Here is an 18,930-nt window from a genome sequence, read left to right on the forward strand (position 1 = left end):
GACACTATCGTTTATCTGTGTGCTGAAAGTTTCATTTGCTACACATCTTCTCAGGGACTTTGGATAAATCCAGTTCCGGATTATCGAAGATATGTAGTAGGATACTTCCGGCAATTTACAGGTAAATGTTCAGATACCAAGGGAGTTGGTGGTTACTTGAAAATAAAGAAAAAAATAAATGTGCCTGATCAGGAACGGCTGCTGATCGGTCAGAAAATTAACAAATTAAAATGGAAATTAAACCGGAAGGATCCAAAGATGATGAGCATTGTAGCAACTATGGATTTTGGTCCGGTTGATTTCATGGCCCATATATCCAGGCATAATGACGACATTATGATAATGGCTACAGAAGAACCAATAACCCTGCCGCCTACGGCAACGATCATCAATGCAATAAGGACAATGAGCAATGCCGGGATCAGAAGGATACCTATTACCAATGCAGGAACAAATCGCCTGGAAGGGATGATTACAGCAACCGATATCATCGGTTTTCTTGGTGGCGGCAGTAAGAACCTGCTCATTAAGAAGCATTTCAAAGGTAACTTCCTTGCAGCGGTGAATGCAGATGTCCGTTCCATAATGCATGACGAAGTTATATACCTGGAAAAGCATGCAAGGATTGCAGATGCCATCAAGATTATGATAGAGAAAAAAATCGGAGGAATTCCAGTTGTAAACGAAAGAAAACATGTATGCGGAATCTGTACTGAGAAGGACTTCATGGGATTGGTTGCCGGGATCCCGGCAAACAGGTCCATAAATCAGTATATGAACAAAACACCAGAAAAAGCACAATCTTATTCAACTATCGAAAGTGCTGTCAGAATGATGTTAGAGAAAGGATCCCGGCAAATACCTGTTATGAAAGGCGAGAAATTCCTTGGGATAGTAACAGCGTCAGATATCCTTGACTATATAGCCACAGGCCATGCCTTTGAAAAGATTGTTACGGGCAATTTCCATGAAACCCTGGAAGGGCCCGTCGTTTCTCTGATAAAAAGAGGAACTACACCCGTTTCTGCGGATGTGGACCTTGGAAAGGCAGCACAGATCATGACCGACAACAGTGTTAGTTCACTTCCGGTCATGGAGAATGGTGTTTTTTACGGAATCGTCACCTCAGGGGATATCCTGCATGCGATATCCGAATGATTCGGGAAGATAAACTAATTTATAAATGGAGGAACAACATGAATGTTGGAGACATTATGAGTTCACCGGTCTATACAATAGAGCCGGAGGAAAACGTGGCACATGCAAGAAGACTAATGCTGAAACACAAGATAAGCACTCTTGTGGTCGTCAGTGATGAAAAGATGGTCGGTATTGTAACCAAGACAGACCTTAGCAGAAGACTTGCACAGGCCGAGCCCATGTGGCGCAGAAGACCAATTGATAAGATCCCGGTAAACATGGTGATGAACGATGCTCCGATATCGATCTATCCTGAAGCCTCAATAACACAGGCAAGCAACCTGATGCTGGAAAACAGGATTAACTCACTTGCAGTTGTCAAGGATAATGTTGTCGGGATCATCACAGGGACGGATATAATGAGATACATATCCCAACAGGACATCGGCACCAAAGTCTCAGAGGTGGTGGGCAATGATCTTGTGTTCGTGCACAGACATCACACCATAAACCATGTAGTGCAGGAAATGGAAAAGAACGAGGTGAACAGGGTGATAGTCACCGGCGATTCCGATGAGGCAGTGGGGATGATCACTACAAGTAATGTAGCACTCAACATCATGGTTGATAACGAAGGAAAAATGCCTTCCAAGAGCATTAAGATGGCACGCAGGTCAACTCCTGCCGGACAGAAGACCTACAGATATGTCAAGGAAGTACCACTTGTCGCTGAGGATATCATGTCGGAGCTGCCATCCAGCATCGATATTGATGAAACTGTAGTTCAGGCTGCAAAGGTCATGATAGAGGAGCATGTGATTGGCCTGCCAGTCATCCATGAAGATGAGATCGTGGGAATGGTCAGCAGGAGAGACGTCCTGAAAGCCACACAGTGAAAGACTAAGAAAGGACCGACTGAATTTGAGTTTGATAAAACACGGAGGGAAAACAATGGAAGTTAGAGATATTATGACAGAACCTATATGCATTGATAAGGCAGACACGCTTTCCCATGCACTTGATGTTATGGAAAAGAAGGGAACAAGAAGGCTTCTTGTCACTCATGACGATAAATTTCTGGGAATCCTTACAATGAGGAACATCACAAAAGAGCTTGGGACCCGCAAAAAGGGAAGCAAGCCGGCGTCTTCCCTTCATGTGGCAACAGCAGTATCTGATAATTACGTAAAGGTATTTCCCGATACCAAGCTTACCGATGCTGTCACCCTCATGGTGAAGAATGAAGGGGTGATAATAGTCTTTGAGAACGAACAGGTTCTTGGCTGGATCACCCCCACAGAACTTTTGGACCGGAATAATCTTGACGGTTATGTGGCAGAGGTCATGCAGAAAGATCCGATCGTTGTCAGCCCTGCAGAACGTGTGAGCCATGTAAGGCGCCTGATGCTTGACAACAATATCGGAAGAGTACCTGTTGTCGAAGGTGACAAACTGGTAGGCATGGTCACAGAAAAGGATATCGCAACAGCGATGCGTTCCTTCCGCGATATTGTTGAGGGCAGCAAGCAGGATTCACGTATAAAGAACCTCATTGTCGAGGACATCATGAAGATAGGGGTCAAAACGGTTTATACCAACACACCCACGAGTGATGTTGCCAGGCTGATGCTCCAGGAAAACATCGGTGGCGTTCCGGTTGTAAACCTGGAAGAACAGATGGTTGGATTTGTTACAAGAAGAAGCATCGTCAATGGCCTTGTCCAGTAAGAGCGCAACAAAAGAATGAATAATGAAGATGAAATAGATATCGAGAAGGCGGCAGAATTCCTCGGACTGCCGCCGTCCAGGCTTTCCGAGCTCCTCAAAAAAAGGACCATCGTACGGAACTGGGGCGAATATGAAGATATATTCAGGTTCGACAATCATATTTCAGGTATCGAGACCGGCAGCGTCTTTATTAAAAAGGGCAATGACTTTGAAATGATAAGAGGTTTCCCGAAAATAAAAAGGGCCATGACACTTTTTCCTGCCATAGAGAGGAATTTTCCTGATATCGGATCAGTTCTTGTTGAAGAGAAAATGAACGGTTATAATGTGCGTGTCACCGGACATAAGGGTGAGCTCATCACTCTGACACGTAGCGGTCACGTGTGCCCTTATTCAACAGAACGTGCACAGCACCTGCTCAACCACGATTTTTTCACAGAAAACCCCGATCTTGTGATCTACGGGGAAATGGTGGGTCCGGATAACCCTTACGTTCCAAAGGATATCTATGGAGTAAAATCCCTGGATCTCTTTGTTTTTGATATCAGGTCAAAATTTGACGGTGCACCTCTTCCCGTGATAGAAAGAAGGGAACTTGCAAGTGATTATGGTTTCAGCCAGGTGGAACTTTTCGGTGAATTCGGGATTGAAGAAGCACCTTCGAAAATAACCAGGATAATCAGAGAACTTGGAAAAAAGGAACATGAAGGCGTCATCATCAAGGATCCTGAGATGGTATTGCAACCAATCAAATACACATGTTCAGAAAGTAATTGTGCCGATCTTCGACATGCATTCCGATTTTATAACGATAGTGGCAGAGACTATATGTTTCCAAGGATAGTAAGAGAAGGCTTCCAGTCCGCCGAATGGAACGAAAACGAGGAGGAGCTCAGAAAGCGCTGCCTCCGGCTCGGGGAAAGTATACTCAGACCGATGATACGGTCTATCCGGGAAGTACAAAGGGATGAACGCATTTCTGATGATGTTCGTATAAGGGTCAGGAACAGAGATACTATAGACAGGTTCAGGGCATATCTTGAAAGACTTGGCGTTGATGTTATATTCGGTCCCCCTGAAAAAATAGGGGAAGATTACCTCGTCAGAATCAGCAAACTGAATAAAAGCACAACTGACAAAACCAAGAGTATAGTAGAAGGCCAGTTATGGTCGTGAAAAAGAGATATATCTAAAAACATTTATCTGTAAGACCATACTCAAGGATGCTCATATGACAAAAATAACCATAATCGGAAGTGAAAAAAGCGGAAAGACCACGCTTGCAGGAAAACTTGGGAAGAAAGGTAGTGTTGCGGATATTACCATGTACGATTTTGCCAAAAGCGAAAGAGTGCTCACAACAATCGATGCCACCGGATATCCCGCATCTACCAAAGCGCTTGTCACTGCCCTGAACCTCTCTGATATCGCACTTCTGTGCGTGCCTCCCGAAGGACTTGACACCATGGCTGCCGAGTGCATTATTGCCCTGGATCTCATAGGATACCGACATGGAATAGTCGTCCTGACAAAATCAGACCTTTCCTACCCTCTTGCCCTTGAAGAGCTCAAAGAGAAGCTCCAGAGGATAACTAAGGGAACTGCTCTTGAGAACTGGGATTACCACAATGTTTCTACAACCACCTTTGAAGGTATGGAAGAGTTAAAGGAGATTATATTCACCCTTGACGAAAAGGTAGAGGCAGAACAAAGGAAACAGGACGATCTGCCTCCCAGGGTGATCGTGGACCAGTCCTTCAACGTTACTGGCATAGGATGTGTTGTGCTTGGTGTCGTGTCCCAGGGGACTATCAATGCAAAGGATAAGATGGTTGCCTACCCTGTGAAAAAAGATCTGGAGATCCGTTCCATCCAGATGCATGACGTGGACGTTAAAAGTGCCCCTACAGGTGCAAGGGTGGGACTTGCCCTGAAGAGCATACAGTCCAAGGATATAGACAGAGGTTTTGTTATCTCTAATGAGGAAATAGTAGCAACTGATCTTGTCCTTGAATGCACCCTTTCGCAGTTAGCTAAAGAATTCGAAGTAGGAGACATGCTACATCTTTTCGCAGGCCTGCAGTCATCTCCGGTTAAAGTGATGAACATAATTCAGGATGGGGGAAACGCTGAAAAAGCAAAACCCGGTAAAAAATATCTTGTACAGCTCTCCGGTTCAAAGGAAATAGCTTACAGTAAGGATGACAGGTTCATACTTACAAACCTTGACGAAAAACAAAGATTTGTTGCCTTCGGATACAGCCAGTGAGTTATTTCTTTTTGGGAAGCAGGTGTTTGGAACCCTCCAGAACAGAGGGCATTTCAACTGCCTTCGTGAGCTGTACGCTGTCAGGAAGGTCTGTGAGAGTTGGCTGTTGTATTGCGGCAGAAGAGTTTTCAAGGGATGTCCTTTGGGAGGTAAAACCGGATTCGCTCTTTGAAAAGGACGCTGCCTGAACAGGGCGCTCCGTCGTAAAGCCTGAAGATTTATCCGATTCCGCTTTATTCTCTTTGCCCATTCCCTTGAACATACCTGATTTTGTATCCCTCTCCTTGGTTTTAGAACCTTCTTCCTTCCCGCGCATATAGTTCTCACGGGCAAAGTCTCTTAGTTCATATTCCTCGGCAAAGCCATAGAGTTTGTTAAGTTGTTCCTGGACCCAGCCTATTTCCGAATGCCTGTGGTAACCTACCTCAAACCCCAGTTTGTAGGAAACTTCTGCAAGATGAACCCTTTCTTTTTCAGAGATCTTCCTGCTTTCTTTCTCTCGCTTGAATAGTCCGACCATTGATAACTACCATTATTCCAGATATCCTTCGACCTTAAGTCCATTTTCCGAAAAGCTGACTGTACGCATATTACAGTCATGCCTTGTACCACGCATCTTGATCAGCTGGATGGCACGTGTCATGGTCTTGTCATACAGGAAGTTGTGCATGAAAATGACACCATGTGCAGCAAACTGCTCCGTGGAATATGCTGTGGGGTCTGTCATTTCAGACAGGAGCACAGTAGTGCAGCCGAGTTTCTTAAGGTTCCTGATGAACCTGCTCATTTCTTTCTCCTGCAGGGAGAAATCATTTGTAGTGAACCTTATAGCTGAGACAGAATCGATAACTAGACGTTTTACATCATACTCGGAAACGTATGCTGCAATCTCCTTAAAAACCATCGAAGGTGAAGGAGCCTCACTTTCAATAGATGTCCTGCCAACATTGTAATCCGGGGTAATGAACTCATTGAGCTCATCCATATATCCGTACTCCATCCTCGGACCAAGATCGGCAAAGAGAAGTTTCTGCCCGTTTATGTGGGCAGGTATGTTCAGTGAATAATTGGACATATCGTTGATGATGTTTTGAGGGCATTCAAGCAGCGTGGCATATAATCCCACCTCTCCCCTTACTGCCCCGCCTGCAAGAAACTGAACGCCAAATGTCGTTTTACCACTGCCGGGGGGACCGCTTAACACATATACCCTCTCTGACAGGAGACCTCCCTGTACCAGTTCATCAAATCCCTCTATTCCTGTAGGTATTCTCATTATACTGCCTCGATCAATAATTAGACTATTATAGATGTATGAGTATTATAATATTGCTATATATTTTAATGTATCGGACATGTTTTATAAAATGTATTCTAAATAATTATCTATAGAAATGCTCAAACCTGACCCCAAATTCCAGATTCACAGGAAAGATATTATCTGGTCCTTAAAGACCTTTACCACATCATTACTGATAGCGCTCATATTCAGTATGGCCCTGTATTCCTTCATGCTGGCAGTATCTGAACCTGCACCTGTAAGTGATGCCATCACGTCCACGGCTTCCGCTGCAACTGCCAAGGTAGTGATCACTGCTGAATATATCAGTCCTGTGTGGGCGATATTCATGTTCAACACCCTGGCAGTCTTCATTGCTTCGGTTGGCACAGGACTTTTCCTGCTGATCCATCCGTTGCTTGTGAGGGATATTGAATTGAGGACCACGAACCGGATATATTCTTACACCTCTATCGGCTTCGAAAAAATGTTGATGCCCCTGAACAGCTTTTTACAGAAAGTAGTATCCTCCCGGGATCAGGATTTCTCATCTATGGAAAGAACGGTGCATGAAAGAAGAGATACCATCTGGCAGTACTGCGGCTATGGAAAGGATGACTACCGTATGTTTGCCTACATGCTCCCGTACACGGTACCGATCATGATCCTGGCAGTGAATGGTCTTTTGATGGGGATACTATTGGCTTTTTTCATATTCAACGGAGCAATGACGGGCTTCCAGTTGTTCGGAGAGAAGGGAATCGCAGTTGGCTCGTTATATAATGTCATCTATTTCTTCATATCCATCGTACCACATGGCATTATAGAGATACCTGCCATCCTGATCGCTGCCTCAGCAGGCCGCAGATTCGCATGCATCAATTCCCATGAGATCATAGATCGAGAACTTTTTCTCGGAGACACCATTGAGAGCCTGAAAAGTGACGTGTCGACTGTGATGGCAAGCGTGAAAGAATACCTGAATTCCCGATATCTGTGGAAGACCTTTGCAGTAATGATGCTTATGCTGTTGGTTGCAGCGTATATCGAGACCTATGTTACACTGGAAATCGTAAACAGGGTAATGCACTTTATCGATGCCGGAATCAATGCATATTTCATATGAACCCGGTGACATGTTACGGCATTAAAGATCTTACTGCTCCTTCCTGAAATCACCCATTGCGGATGCAACATTTCTGAGTAGCTGTGCGGCCATATCCTGACCGGGCCATGAGCCCAGTCCGCAGTCCGGACCTGCGTATTTTATCCTCTCACCAAACATGGAGTACGCCTTCTCAAGCCTCTTTTTAATAAGTTCAGGAGTCTCCATCCGGGTAACGATCTCTTCCATGTGAGCCTGGTCCTTCCAGACATTGGTATCGTACTTCTCGTTTAGCACCGAGACAAGGTTGAATATATCAGTCCTTGCAATGCCCACCCGCAAGAAGGAATCACTTTTTTCGAGTTCCTCTACGTCTATCAGATCAAGATATGAGGGGGTCGCTGCGGACTCAACGCCTATTACACCAATATTGTCAGCCTGACATGCGAGTTTGTAATGCAGGGGTGAATGCAGATGCACTTCAACATCACAACCGGCCTTTTTTGCAGAACTGGATGCAGTGTCCATAGCCTTTATCAGATCATTATCTGAGAACATTACCTGGGGATTTATACCGATGCTTGGTTCGTCAATGGAAACTGTCCTTATGTTAAAGTCCCCGGCATTGGAAAGTGAGTTCTTCACAAAACGGTTAACACTTTCCGCAAGCACGTTCAGTATATCAACATACTCGGTTCCTCCGAAATCCTTGAGATAAAGTTCAAGAGGTCCGGTAACACAAACACGCACATTGAGTTTTTCACCTTTCTCTTCCCTGTAGGCCTTCGCAACAGGCCTGATGGCTTCAAGTTCTATGATGCGGGCATCGGCAATTCTTACTTTGAATGGCTCTTCGGTGCGCTCCGGGTCCCTGATAACCGACAGGAACTGCTCGTTCATGTCCTGGTACTGGGGATAGGTGGGCACCTCCACACCGGCTTCCACTTTTTTCATGAAGGCATCATTAACGATCCTGAAAAGGTCCTTATCGCTCTTCTTTTCAGCGAACTTCCCTGCCATCCATTCCCTGGAGGTTTCTGCGGGAAGAGGAAAACTGCCAATGTCATCAAAGATAATCTCTGCCATGCCAGCACTATTATCCTGTATTTCACTTATAAGTTTTGAGTGATGAAGGTCTCTTATCCCCCGGAAGGCATATATTACATATCACTTATACATATTAGTTTATCTGTAATAACCCATGCATGCTTCCCATTCTATCACAACGCTGTCAAAAAGATAATAATTAAAATAATACAATTGGCAGCAAGTACCGGTTTTACTTCTTCACAGCAGAAGCGATCTTCGAGATATAATAATTAATACAGTTCTGGGAATAATCCAGGGATCTCGGTGACATATGAGAGATGATCTCGCTAGCATCCCTTTCAGCTTTCTGCCTGCTTTCAGGTAGCCCATACATCTCACGGCGATTATGTATCTTTTGAAGCATTATGCTCTGAAGCTCCACAACATCGAATTTCTCTTCCGGATTCAGTTCTTCAAAGCCATCCTTCAAACATTGAAGTTCTTCTGTCTTACCCTTACTAATATCAATATTCAAAACAGGATTCTTTAAATCCATTTATACCACCGGATGTAACTATGTGGCTGACGTTTAAAATAATAATCCTTCTGAGATGATCTTCAGGGACTATGTGACTGATTAATATGAAGCAAAAAGGACACAGGATGCTGTAAAGGCTAACAAAAAGAAAAAAGATCGGGCAAGCGCCCGAAACAAGAAGCTTTTCATACTTCTTCAGTTGTTGGCAGGGTCAGGAGAATACCGATATTCTCCAGGGCCTGTGAAACCTGCTTAAAGGCACTGAAGAATTCCTTTACATGGGTTTCCACATCCTGTGCCATAGGCTCAGAAGCAAACCATATATCCTTTTCAGTGTTCCCGCGGGAGAGGGATACACAGGCAAGCATATCGCCCTTTGTCAATCTATAGACCGAATTGATACCGGTAGGTGTCACCCAGGAAGGATGAATGTTTTTGAGCTCATTCACGAACTTATCCCAGTTGACCGTTGCAGACGCCTCAAGATTCATCTTGAAGATAGCTCGGTCACCGATAACCTCTCTGTCAAGACTGCCTATCAGTTTTCTGTACTGCGGGTCAGATTCGTCGACGACGAATTCTTCCTTTGCAAGCTTTTCAGCCTCATCCGCAAAGAAGGGTGCCAGGTGAACTGTATCAGATGTCTGGGTCAATAGAGAAACTCCGAAGAAGGCAGTTCCGCTCAAAACCATTCCGATAATTACACCATGATTAGCAAGCAATGGGCTGATTGCAGAAAGAGAGCCGATAGCCAGTAAAGGAGTGCTGGAATAGTCTATCACGGTGAATGAGATCTGTGCTATTGCGCCGACGATAAGTCCTGCAAGGGCACCCTGCTTTGTTGCACGCTTCCAGTACAGGCCCCCCATCAACGGGAAGAAGTAGGATGCGCTGGCAATGAAGGTCGCGATGTGAATAGCCTCGATGATACCCTGTATATAGAAGGACAGGACCGTTGCCACCAGAATTATGATCAGCACGCTTATTCTGTTAACTACCATCATCTCCTTCATGGTTGCATCGGGCTTTATGAACCTCTGGTATATGTCACGGGAGAGACATGATCCGCCTGATGTTGCAAACGTGTCAGCAGAGGACATTGCAGCAGCAGCCAGTCCAACACCCGCCAGGCCGATACCAAGAGGTGTAAGGGCCTGTGCTATGAATACGAGCAATGCAGGTTCTGCCTGTGCCATAGCTCCCATACCGATGGTTTCCATGGAGGCAGATATCTCAGGGTACAGATGGTTCAGGCCGATGGCGATTACCGTACACACCACACCAAAGATAAGGAAGATGAAGAAAGAGCCGAGAATCATACCGGTCCTTGCGGACTTTCGATCCTTTGCAGCCCATATCCTCTGCCAGGGGTCCTGTTCCGTTATCCATCCGGGGATAATTGCAATGAGGAAGACTATCGCAGCAAATATTCCGAATATGGCAGGGTCACCAGCCGGAAGTCCGAAGTTGAAGATGTCCCACCAGTCGGATGAAACGCTACCGAATAGTTCGGATGTACTGATCGCAGGACTATCTGCTGTACCCGCTGTAGCTGCACTTACAACAAGAAGGGCAGTCACAATCGAGAAGGTGGCCAGTAGCAGGAACTGTACCATGTCGGTCCAGATAACTGCGGAAAATCCACCAAGGGTTACATATAACGAAATAGCAATAGCCACTATAGCAGCAGCGTAGATCGGTTCCAGACCGAAGAATATGCTAAGCACAAGTGAGAAGCCTATGATATCAGCTACTGCAAAGAGGATCATTACAATAGCAATGATAATTGCAACCGGTGCACGAATGGAGCTGCTGTACCGCTGCTCAAGCAATTCCGGCTGGGTAATTGCGGGCAGGTGTTTGATCTTACCCACAAGCAGGGCTATGATCAGGAGTGCCAGGATGTTAGGGGCAACGAACTCCCAGACAGAACCCATACCAAGCAACATGTACAGACCAATGACCGCAAGAATTCCTCCTGCTGTCATCCATGATGATGCCGCTGAAAAACCGATAGCTAATGGACCCACCTTGCGTCCGGCAAGCCAGAAGTCGGTCACAGACTTTTGTTTTTTTGAGAAATACAACCCAATGGATATCAGCCCAAGTAAATAGACTGCCATCAATATTATAAAGATCATATAATTTTCCATAACTACAACCTCTCTGTCAATATCAATCCATTTTTATAAGCGGACTGAAGCTTTGGATATAATTGATATATTCCTTATATAGAGTTCTATATAAGACTTTTCAAAAAATTAAGTTTACAGTTAGACAAGTGTATTTTATGTTGACATCAGAGAAAAATCCTATTCACTTGCACTAAATTTATTTCTGAAAGTACAATGACAGAATTAAATTTATCATGGATTTGTGAAAGTACATTTATATATAGATTGTCGAATATTATTGCTCATTAATCCTCAGAACAGTTTTGTCACCCGAATAAAAGATATATCCGGGCTCTGGAGCCAAAAAAATATTAGCATCAAGGAACTATCCTAGCCAATGACCCTTGAACCGGTTCACATAAAAGAGATACACGACCTTGTGTCGCGCATCGACTCATGTCTCAGTAAGGATGATCCTGAGAATGATGACACAGACAGTGTAAAAGATATCCTTAAACTTCTGAACGAACTCAGGTGTGAAGGGAAGACCGTCCTCAAGGCTATCGGAAAAGTGAAACGCGGCAGGGTGAGCATTGAAAAGATGCTTGGCTCAAGTGACCCTTTCAGTATCAGTTACGCCTGTGACAGCGGAAGTACGACAACAAGGACATTCGATAACGGACTATACGTGGATTTCTGTCACTGCGCCCTGGCATCCAGTCCTACTGACCTTGAGATCCATAATATGCGCACTATCGTAGCGGCTACCTATACCGCAAGCAAAAAAGTGACCATCGATACAAGTAACAGCTGGGAATCCTTTGATGGTGGTGCGGGGCGCAAAAAGATCATACGTATCCAGCCGGGCATCCTGAACAAAAAGACCAACGAAATGCTGCACGATATCGCACTGTACCTCTGCGAATCCGAGCACCTTTTGTGGATGCTGGATAAGATGCAAAGTGAGAGCTTCCTTATTATGGACGGCCCCATATATCCCAAGCGACTGATGTACTGGATGGTTGTGGCTTCCGATGAAATCAGGATACGTACTGATTCTCACAGTGAAAAGGTCCTCCAGAACTATATCGACATCATGGACCACCATATCAGCATGCAGAAGCCTCTGGTGGGTTTTGTGAAGAATCCCGAGGACATGCAGATAATGCAGACCCTGAAAAAACAGGAAAAGGAGCTTGACCTGCCCTGGATGCTGGATGCCCAGTTCTTCAAGAATGCCCTGTCTCCCGAGAAAGCAGGCATTAAAGGTAAGGATGCGAGAAAGTACATCACATATACCAACTGGTTCGTGCAGCCGAAACAGTTCTACGAGAAGATGATCAGCACAACCTCCCCCCTGGTAAGGGACAAGCTCAGCCACAGATTTCCGGCGGAGGACTATGCACTTGCATTCTTCATGGTGCTTGTGCCTTCCATGAATACGATATTTAAGATAGAATCACCTTACGGCCTTGTAAAACACGAGCAAATGCGAAACCTGATAACAAGAAAAATGCTTTATGACATAGCTCTTAACGGCATACCCAGGACCCTGTCAAAAGCTGATTCCGTGGCAAAGATACAGTTGTCAGAAAGGCGCCAGATAATTGATAAGTTCAGGAATTCAAGGATCGATATTAGTTATAACGATATCAGATGGGGCGAAATTGATGAGAGATGAGGACATACTTGCCTTTGTTGAAAGGAACGATGAACCGGGAACAGAAGGCAACAAAAATAAAAAAGAAGAACACGTTTTACTTAAGGAAGGATCTGAGGATCCGCATCGGGAAGAACAGGAAGATTTCGAGGATTACGAGCTAGATCGCGAAATAAATGTCCCCCCAATGAACAACGGAATGCAGAATGCCTTCGGCATCATTACAACAGGTATTGACCCTCTGGAGATCACTGAAGCCGGAGCAAGGATCACCGGATATATAACCACAACCAGGCGCAGGGACATTCGCCTGGGGACCTATGTAATAGTTCCCTACGGGGACGAGGATCTCTTCGCGAGGATATGGAAACTGCAATACCTGCAGGAATATGTTGTTGACGACGCAACAGAGATACATTCCCGCAGGATGCTACGGTTCAACCATACGGACGAAGTTGACTACAAGTTCCTGGCATATCTTGACCCCATCTGCATCCTCTACGAACAGAGTACATCAAAAGGTAGTATCCTTGCCAGGAGAATGGGAGACAGGATACCGCGTCCGAACACTCCCATAATGCCCGTTACGGAGAAGATGAAGATACAGACAGGTCTCAACATACCGGAAGAGGGCATTTTCCTGGGACACCTGAGTGTTGGCGGCGAGCTTGTAAAAACTCATGCCGTACCTCCCACTGTCCCGTATTACCTCAGGAATGACTATGCTATGGGCGACCCTCTGATATTCAGGCACATGCTGGTCTGCGGCAGTACGGGTACCGGTAAGACCTTCCTGACCAAGAACATCCTGCGCCAGTTCATGTGTGAAGATAACAGGTACAACCTGCGTGGTTCCCAGGAAAGGAAGAATCCCTGCCTTGTGGTAATGGACCCGCAGGATGAGTACTCCCAGCTGTTCGAGAACAATCCTGACCTGACATCTGATAATGATTTCACATTCAGGGCCGAGAAGGTTAATTTCGGAGCATGCAAGAACACAAGGACCTTTGTTGCAAAGATTGACGGGGAAGTGTATAAGGGAAGGTCAAGAGCAGAGCAGATAGAGTTCACCATACCTTTTGAAATGGTACGTAATAATTCCTGGCTCATAGCTCCTGTGGGCATGACCGAACTGCAATACGTAGGTGTCGATCTGCTTCTTGATGACTTTTTCAAGAGGAGCGGGCAGCATACATACAGCGGTTTCATGAACTTCATAGATGATGATGATGCAAGGGATCATTACGTAGAGAGCGGCAAGATACACGAATCATCTTATGACGGTATCGTACGCAGGGTAAAGAATCGTGCTCTTGCAAGGGTTTTTGACCAGCCCGCAAAGTCCATCACCGAGATCCTGGGCCAGATATTCAGATCCGGGCAGGTCAGTGTCTTCCCGACCGAGTACATCACAAGCTCCTGCATACGCGACCTGATAACACTCACTCTTATGAGCATGATAGTGGACAACAAACTCAGCACATCAGGAGAGGCTGCGGTCAAGGGAACACCCATTATCCTGGGACTCGACGAGGCTCACCGCTACCTTGCAAAGGCAGGTGGAGAGCACTCCAGGCGCCTCATATCCAAATTTGCAGATGCCGCCCGCCAGGGCAGGAAGGAAGGGCTGGGACTATTCCTGATAACCCAGGACCCGCAGGATATTGATGAGACAGTGTTCAAGCAGATCAACACACGCATTATTCTCAACCTGAGCAACGATGCGGCCATCAGCACAATGAAAGTGAAAAAGGAATTTGAGAAGCGCATCCCGTACCTGAAGAAGGGGCAGATGATAATCCAGAGCCCCGATAACAGTGACATGGTAGAGATAGTAGGCCTGTCAAAATGCGTGGTTAAGCATGTCTGAAAATCCGTTCAGACATCTTTTCACCGAAATGTATATATGAAGCAATTACGTATGGAAGTCTCGCTCAATTAATAATTCAGCGCGGGCCGGTAGCTTAGCCAGGCAGAGCGACGGACTCTTAATCCGTAGGCCAAGGGTTCAACTCCCTTCCGGCTCGCATTGATACTTATTTTATCAGTTCCGGTTTTGCTTGCTTTTCTGTGATTTTCTAAACCAGAAATTATATCTATATCTGTTGGTCTATCCACCTAAATCATTTATATCCTAAAAGGTGATACCATGCCAAAAGTGAGTGTTGACATCCCCCAGGAACTCCTTAATGATCTGAACGAGCATGTAGGAGACAATAAGAAATTCGTTACACAGGCCGATGCCATAAGAACAGCCATACGTAAACTACTGGACCAGATGGATAATATAGACCGCAGGCATGGCAGACTTGAAGAATAGGCCTTTACTTTTTTGTTATACCCTTATTTATGTATCAGAGACTCTTCAGATACTCGATACATTGCCTGCCTTCTTCAAGTCCGGCCATCTCAGTAACCATTAGCCCTTTGTAATCAGAAAGGTTTTCCATCAGTTTCTTCCAGTCGATATTACCCTGTCCCAGGGGAAGATGCTCATCGTGTTCACCGTGATTGTCGTGAATATGCATGTGCGAGAGTTTGCCTTTGCACTTCTCCACGAACTCGTCCAGAAACCCCATGGTGTTAGCATGTCCCACGTCAAGGGTCATACCTACATTTTCCCTGTCCACCTTCTCGAGCAGATCCAGCATTTCATCCGGGTATTGGCCGAATATCTTGGGAAAATTAGGCATGTTCTCCACTGCGATCGTAATCCCAATTTCTGCTGCAAAGTCGCAGAGCATTTGAACCGAGGTGATACTTGTCTGCCATGACCTCTCAGGCAGCTTTGCACCATATGGAGAAAGGTATCCGGGATGCAGTACCGCGACCTCAACAAGCCCTGAGGCCATCTGCAGATAATACTTCATCTGCCTCAGGACCTCGTTATGTATCCCTTCGTTGAGGCCGGCCAGGTTCATGTCCGAGAAGGGAAGGTGCATGCTCATTTGCAGGTTAGTGGTTTCCCTGATCTCCTTTACTTTTGCCAAATTAACCTCATTAAGGCAATGGGAACCTTCCTGTACGATCTCCCATCCGACGTATCCTAGGTCCTCAAGGTCGTAGACCCATTCAAAAGATTCCTCTACTACCTCACGTGACGAAAAACTCAGGTTCCTGATCCTCATTACTAAACATCCTTAAACGCTATCGATATTTATTTCAAAGTTTGGGATACCGTTTTCTGTCGGGGGGGTTAACCAGTCGAAGAATCTTTGCATCTCCGTGTCGGAATCGGCAAGAACCTCTATGTTTATTGAACCGAGAGATTCCTCCTTTGCAGGATAGTTCAGGCGGCCGACAGTGGCTACCTGCTTGCTGACAATAAATGAAGTGGATTTCCTGTCCTCTGACAGTCCGACATTCAGCCGGGTACGGGATGTATCGATTATCTCTTCTTCCCTGATAAGGTGATGCAGGTTCGTGAATGCAGATATGTCACCCTTTCCTGATAATCTTGAACTGTATTCAGACAGTTTCTCCTCCTTCAGCCCGATATCAGGGAAAATATTCCTGATGGCCTCACGGACCTTATCCCCGTCTTCCGTGGGGTTCACTTTCGCAGAGACTATAACCTTTATCATTGAATCTATTCCACAAGTTCTGTTATCTTCTTCCTGAACTCTTCAAGTGTCCCGTTATTGGTAATAACAATATCTGCCATCTTCATGGCTTCGCCCATGCCCCATCCAAGTTCCCGCTCGTCCCTGGCCTTAAGTGCGTTGATATCCTGCATGTCATCACTCCTGCCGCGGGCCTTCACCCGTGCAAAGCGAACCTCAAGGGGAGACTCAATGGACACAAGTGTAAAATCATCCCCAAATGCATTCTTGAAACATTCCACTTCCGGCACACTCCTGACACCATCTATACCAAGAAGGTCCGGATCTGCACCCCGTATCTTTGGAACGCAACGGCGCGCAACGGCATCCCTGCCTTCCTTTTCACGCAACTCTGTGCCGACGCCGCCGGTGTTGGTATCCGTGGGTTCCAGTCCCCTGCGGACAACTTCCTCCCTGATGACATCGCCCATGTTTATCACTGCAATCCCTTTGCGGCGCAGGACCGCAGAGGCCTCAGATTTGCCAGAGGCAGGCATACCTACAAAAGCTAATATCCTGGTCATTGATTAACCTGTCGTGATTTATGAAGAATGCTGTTACTATGGTCTTTTTCCACACATTCTACTTATATATTAGTATCCCCTTCGATACCCCACGTAAATGAAGATAGGTAAAGTAAAATTTCCGGGAAACATACTTCTGGCTCCGATGTCCAATGTCACCAACCTGCCATTCCGCTTCCTGTGCAGAGAATACGGAGCTTCAATGACATATTCCGAGATGATAAGCTCAGATGCTGTCATCTATGAAAATGTTAAGACCTTCAGACGTGGCAGAAGCTACGATAACGAAAAACCCTTCGGGATACAGATCTTCGGTAATTCCCCACGTGTCATATCCGAAGCAGCCCTGAAAATAGAGGGAACTTACCATCCGGACATAATAGACCTTAATTGCGGATGCCCGGCAAAACTGCTCACAAAAGACGGCTTCGGGGCAGCACTGCTCGAATCTCCCGAGCTCATACATTCGATAGTTGAGAAACTTTCTGAGACTGTTTCTATACCTGTTACTGCAAAGATACGTGTACTTGAAGATATGGAAAAGACTCTTAAGATTGCACAGCTGATAGAGAATGCAGGTGCATGTGCCCTGACTGTACATGGAAGAACAAGGCAACAGCAGTATTCCGGCAGGTCGGATATGGAATATGCAAAAAGAATAAAAGAAGAGATTTCCATACCTGTCATCGTGAACGGGGATATTGTTGATGAAGCATCGGCTGAGTATGCTCTGGAATACACCGGATGTGACGGAATAATGATAGGAAGAGCTGCAATGGGAAATCCGTTTCTTTTCAAAAGGATCTCTCACTACCTTCATACGGGGGGTATGCTGGAATATGACGAGTGCATGCAGAGAGTTATCGACATACGCAGATATTTTAGCCTTATGGAAGAACATGGGCTTATGCACACGATAAATATGAGAGCACATGCCCAATGGTTCACAAGAGGAATCCGCAATGGCAGACATATAAGAAACAATATTGCAGAAGCACAAAATACAGATGAGATAATCCTGCGTATAGAAGAGATGTGCGGGCATACGTCATGATAATGCCTTATATGGTTCCTTTAGAACAATTAAATAAATTTATTTTTAATTTAATTAACAGCGTAAATTACCGAAAGACTAAATAAGAATTAACCGATTCTACACAATTAAACATTGCATTTTACTGCAGATGACGGAAATTTCATGCGCATCTGGCAACATGGATTTGATTCGTTCGATTCTGCGGTATCCAAAATGCCGAAAACTTGTTTAAAATGCTTTGTTCAATTGATTTATTGTTTATTTCATACGTTTATGGAGAATTTTAGATGAAAGAAATAAGAATACACGGTCGTGGCGGTCAGGGTTCGGTCACTGCTGCCGAATTGCTGGCTGTTGCTGCTTTTGCAGACAACAAGTTCAGCCAGGCCTTCCCTGCTTTTGGAGTGGAAAGAAGGGGGGCGCCAGTCCAGGCTTTTACCAGAATAAGTGATGCTCCGATAAGACTTAGAAGCCAGGTCTACAAACCGGACTATGTGATCGTCCAGGACCCTACACTGCTTGAGGTAGTTGATGTTGCAAGTGGCCTCAAGGATGACGGGATACTAATTATAAACAGTGATTTCGATCCTGATACATTCAAAATCGATACAAAAGCCAGGGTCATGACGGTGAACGCCACCAAGATCGCACTCGATATTATCGGAAGGCCGATAGTCAATACGATACTGCTCGGTGCTTTCGCCGGCGCCACCGGTGACATCAGACCTGAGTCCATCATGGAAGCGGTCAGAGAAAGGTTCCCGGGCAAGGTCGGAGACAGGAACGCAGAAGCTATAATGGAAGCATATAAAATGATGAGGGGTCAGCAATGAAGATAGTTCCCGGAGCTGTTTGTGAGGCAGGTACCAGCCGTGTCAACAAGACCGGCGGATGGAGAACCTTCAA

Annotated in this window: 19 protein-coding genes and 1 tRNA gene; 12 read left to right on the forward strand and 8 right to left on the reverse strand. The window is 45.5% G+C overall.

Annotated features, from left to right (window positions below; genetic code table 11):
- Positions 1 to 156 precede the first annotated feature (156 nt).
- From CUN85_RS11750 to CUN85_RS11770, 5 genes are read left to right on the forward strand one after another with little or no spacing between them, the layout of a single operon-like run.
- On the forward strand, positions 157 to 1,158 hold the full coding sequence (locus CUN85_RS11750) for a CBS domain-containing protein (protein WP_167848874.1): 1,002 nt from the start codon (positions 157 to 159) through the stop codon (positions 1,156 to 1,158).
- Between the two features lie 38 nt (positions 1,159 to 1,196).
- Positions 1,197 to 2,036, forward strand: coding sequence for a CBS domain-containing protein (locus tag CUN85_RS11755; RefSeq protein ID WP_135390511.1), 840 nt, complete (start codon positions 1,197 to 1,199; stop codon positions 2,034 to 2,036).
- A gap of 55 nt (positions 2,037 to 2,091) precedes the next feature.
- Positions 2,092 to 2,868, forward strand: coding sequence for a CBS domain-containing protein (locus tag CUN85_RS11760; protein ID WP_135390512.1), 777 nt, complete (start codon positions 2,092 to 2,094; stop codon positions 2,866 to 2,868).
- 15 nt (positions 2,869 to 2,883) lie between these two features.
- Positions 2,884 to 4,044, forward strand: a complete 1,161-nt coding sequence (locus CUN85_RS11765; protein WP_135390513.1) for an RNA ligase — start codon at positions 2,884 to 2,886, stop codon at positions 4,042 to 4,044.
- 55 nt (positions 4,045 to 4,099) lie between these two features.
- The gene (locus CUN85_RS11770) at positions 4,100 to 5,137 is read left to right on the forward strand and encodes an EF-Tu/IF-2/RF-3 family GTPase (RefSeq protein ID WP_135390514.1); all 1,038 of its coding nucleotides are present in this window, start codon (positions 4,100 to 4,102) and stop codon (positions 5,135 to 5,137) included.
- Between the two features lies 1 nt (position 5,138).
- Here the strand turns inward: CUN85_RS11770 and CUN85_RS11775 are convergent, their stop codons facing one another.
- Both CUN85_RS11775 and CUN85_RS11780 read right to left on the reverse strand, forming a co-directional pair.
- The gene (locus CUN85_RS11775) at positions 5,139 to 5,657 is read right to left on the reverse strand and encodes a hypothetical protein (RefSeq protein ID WP_135390515.1); all 519 of its coding nucleotides are present in this window, start codon (positions 5,655 to 5,657) and stop codon (positions 5,139 to 5,141) included.
- A gap of 12 nt (positions 5,658 to 5,669) precedes the next feature.
- Positions 5,670 to 6,413 carry an RAD55 family ATPase gene (locus tag CUN85_RS11780; RefSeq protein WP_135390516.1) on the reverse strand — a complete coding sequence of 248 codons (744 nt, stop codon included), beginning with the start codon at positions 6,411 to 6,413 and terminating at the stop codon, positions 5,670 to 5,672.
- Positions 6,414 to 6,531: 118 nt separating this feature from the next.
- On the opposite strand from CUN85_RS11780, the gene CUN85_RS11785 reads away from it, so the two are divergent.
- Entirely contained in the window at positions 6,532 to 7,542 is a 1,011-nt protein-coding gene (locus CUN85_RS11785; protein WP_135390517.1) for a stage II sporulation protein M, read from the forward strand.
- A 30-nt stretch (positions 7,543 to 7,572) separates the two neighbouring features.
- Here the strand turns inward: CUN85_RS11785 and CUN85_RS11790 are convergent, their stop codons facing one another.
- From CUN85_RS11790 to CUN85_RS11800, 3 genes are all read right to left on the reverse strand, one after another.
- Positions 7,573 to 8,607: a methionine synthase gene (locus CUN85_RS11790; RefSeq protein WP_135390518.1), complete on the reverse strand. Its 1,035-nt coding sequence runs from the start codon at positions 8,605 to 8,607 to the stop codon at positions 7,573 to 7,575.
- Between the two features lie 193 nt (positions 8,608 to 8,800).
- Positions 8,801 to 9,106 carry a hypothetical protein gene (locus CUN85_RS11795; RefSeq protein WP_135390519.1) on the reverse strand — a complete coding sequence of 102 codons (306 nt, stop codon included), beginning with the start codon at positions 9,104 to 9,106 and terminating at the stop codon, positions 8,801 to 8,803.
- 167 nt (positions 9,107 to 9,273) lie between these two features.
- Positions 9,274 to 11,241, reverse strand: coding sequence for a sodium:solute symporter family protein (locus tag CUN85_RS11800; protein ID WP_135390520.1), 1,968 nt, complete (start codon positions 11,239 to 11,241; stop codon positions 9,274 to 9,276).
- Positions 11,242 to 11,599: 358 nt separating this feature from the next.
- Between CUN85_RS11800 and CUN85_RS11805 the strand changes: the two genes are divergently transcribed.
- The 4 genes from CUN85_RS11805 (at position 11,600) to CUN85_RS11820 (ending at position 15,182) form a co-directional block, all read left to right on the forward strand.
- Positions 11,600 to 12,883 (forward strand): DNA double-strand break repair nuclease NurA, encoded by a 1,284-nt coding sequence (locus tag CUN85_RS11805; protein WP_135390521.1) that lies wholly within the window; start codon positions 11,600 to 11,602, stop codon positions 12,881 to 12,883.
- Complete coding sequence (locus tag CUN85_RS11810) at positions 12,873 to 14,732, forward strand: ATP-binding protein (RefSeq protein ID WP_135390522.1); 1,860 nt, start codon at positions 12,873 to 12,875, stop codon at positions 14,730 to 14,732. Before CUN85_RS11805 ends, CUN85_RS11810 begins: the two co-directional genes overlap by 11 nt.
- Before the next feature lie 83 nt (positions 14,733 to 14,815).
- Positions 14,816 to 14,889: transfer RNA gene (locus tag CUN85_RS11815), tRNA-Lys, on the forward strand.
- A 122-nt stretch (positions 14,890 to 15,011) separates the two neighbouring features.
- Positions 15,012 to 15,182 (forward strand): ribbon-helix-helix domain-containing protein, encoded by a 171-nt coding sequence (locus tag CUN85_RS11820; RefSeq protein ID WP_135390523.1) that lies wholly within the window; start codon positions 15,012 to 15,014, stop codon positions 15,180 to 15,182.
- Between the two features lie 34 nt (positions 15,183 to 15,216).
- Here the strand turns inward: CUN85_RS11820 and CUN85_RS11825 are convergent, their stop codons facing one another.
- The 3 genes from CUN85_RS11825 to CUN85_RS11835 are packed head-to-tail and all read right to left on the reverse strand — an operon-like array spanning position 15,217 to position 16,988.
- On the reverse strand, positions 15,217 to 15,990 hold the full coding sequence (locus tag CUN85_RS11825) for a sugar phosphate isomerase/epimerase family protein (protein ID WP_135390524.1): 774 nt from the start codon (positions 15,988 to 15,990) through the stop codon (positions 15,217 to 15,219).
- A gap of 12 nt (positions 15,991 to 16,002) precedes the next feature.
- A complete protein-coding gene (locus CUN85_RS11830) occupies positions 16,003 to 16,446 on the reverse strand; it encodes an RNA-binding domain-containing protein (protein WP_135390525.1) in 444 nt (147 codons plus the stop codon).
- 5 nt (positions 16,447 to 16,451) lie between these two features.
- Complete coding sequence (locus CUN85_RS11835; protein WP_135390526.1) at positions 16,452 to 16,988, reverse strand: dephospho-CoA kinase; 537 nt, start codon at positions 16,986 to 16,988, stop codon at positions 16,452 to 16,454.
- A gap of 97 nt (positions 16,989 to 17,085) precedes the next feature.
- On the opposite strand from CUN85_RS11835, the gene dusB reads away from it, so the two are divergent.
- Together dusB and CUN85_RS11845 are read left to right on the forward strand one after the other, a co-directional pair.
- Complete coding sequence (gene dusB / locus CUN85_RS11840) at positions 17,086 to 18,042, forward strand: tRNA dihydrouridine synthase DusB (RefSeq protein WP_135390527.1); 957 nt, start codon at positions 17,086 to 17,088, stop codon at positions 18,040 to 18,042.
- 269 nt (positions 18,043 to 18,311) lie between these two features.
- On the forward strand, positions 18,312 to 18,857 hold the full coding sequence (locus CUN85_RS11845; protein WP_135390528.1) for a pyruvate ferredoxin oxidoreductase subunit gamma: 546 nt from the start codon (positions 18,312 to 18,314) through the stop codon (positions 18,855 to 18,857).
- Positions 18,858 to 18,930: the final 73 nt, after the last annotated feature.

Source organism: Methanolobus halotolerans (assembly GCF_004745425.1).
GTDB classification, from domain to species: Archaea; Halobacteriota; Methanosarcinia; order Methanosarcinales; family Methanosarcinaceae; genus Methanolobus; species Methanolobus halotolerans.

Coding starts and splice junctions, on each gene's coding strand:
- CUN85_RS11755 (WP_135390511.1), top strand. CDS start 1,197: ATGAATGTTGGAGACATTATGAGTTCACCGGTCTATACAATAGAGCCG.
- CUN85_RS11760 (WP_135390512.1), top strand. CDS start 2,092: ATGGAAGTTAGAGATATTATGACAGAACCTATATGCATTGATAAGGCA.
- CUN85_RS11765 (WP_135390513.1), top strand. CDS start 2,884: ATGAATAATGAAGATGAAATAGATATCGAGAAGGCGGCAGAATTCCTC.
- CUN85_RS11770 (WP_135390514.1), top strand. CDS start 4,100: ATGACAAAAATAACCATAATCGGAAGTGAAAAAAGCGGAAAGACCACG.
- CUN85_RS11775 (WP_135390515.1), bottom strand. CDS start 5,657: ATGGTCGGACTATTCAAGCGAGAGAAAGAAAGCAGGAAGATCTCTGAA.
- CUN85_RS11780 (WP_135390516.1), bottom strand. CDS start 6,413: ATGAGAATACCTACAGGAATAGAGGGATTTGATGAACTGGTACAGGGA.
- CUN85_RS11785 (WP_135390517.1), top strand. CDS start 6,532: ATGCTCAAACCTGACCCCAAATTCCAGATTCACAGGAAAGATATTATC.
- CUN85_RS11790 (WP_135390518.1), bottom strand. CDS start 8,607: ATGGCAGAGATTATCTTTGATGACATTGGCAGTTTTCCTCTTCCCGCA.
- CUN85_RS11795 (WP_135390519.1), bottom strand. CDS start 9,106: ATGGATTTAAAGAATCCTGTTTTGAATATTGATATTAGTAAGGGTAAG.
- CUN85_RS11800 (WP_135390520.1), bottom strand. CDS start 11,241: ATGGAAAATTATATGATCTTTATAATATTGATGGCAGTCTATTTACTT.
- CUN85_RS11805 (WP_135390521.1), top strand. CDS start 11,600: ATGACCCTTGAACCGGTTCACATAAAAGAGATACACGACCTTGTGTCG.
- CUN85_RS11810 (WP_135390522.1), top strand. CDS start 12,873: ATGAGAGATGAGGACATACTTGCCTTTGTTGAAAGGAACGATGAACCG.
- CUN85_RS11820 (WP_135390523.1), top strand. CDS start 15,012: ATGCCAAAAGTGAGTGTTGACATCCCCCAGGAACTCCTTAATGATCTG.
- CUN85_RS11825 (WP_135390524.1), bottom strand. CDS start 15,990: ATGAGGATCAGGAACCTGAGTTTTTCGTCACGTGAGGTAGTAGAGGAA.
- CUN85_RS11830 (WP_135390525.1), bottom strand. CDS start 16,446: ATGATAAAGGTTATAGTCTCTGCGAAAGTGAACCCCACGGAAGACGGG.
- CUN85_RS11835 (WP_135390526.1), bottom strand. CDS start 16,988: ATGACCAGGATATTAGCTTTTGTAGGTATGCCTGCCTCTGGCAAATCT.
- dusB (WP_135390527.1), top strand. CDS start 17,086: ATGAAGATAGGTAAAGTAAAATTTCCGGGAAACATACTTCTGGCTCCG.
- CUN85_RS11845 (WP_135390528.1), top strand. CDS start 18,312: ATGAAAGAAATAAGAATACACGGTCGTGGCGGTCAGGGTTCGGTCACT.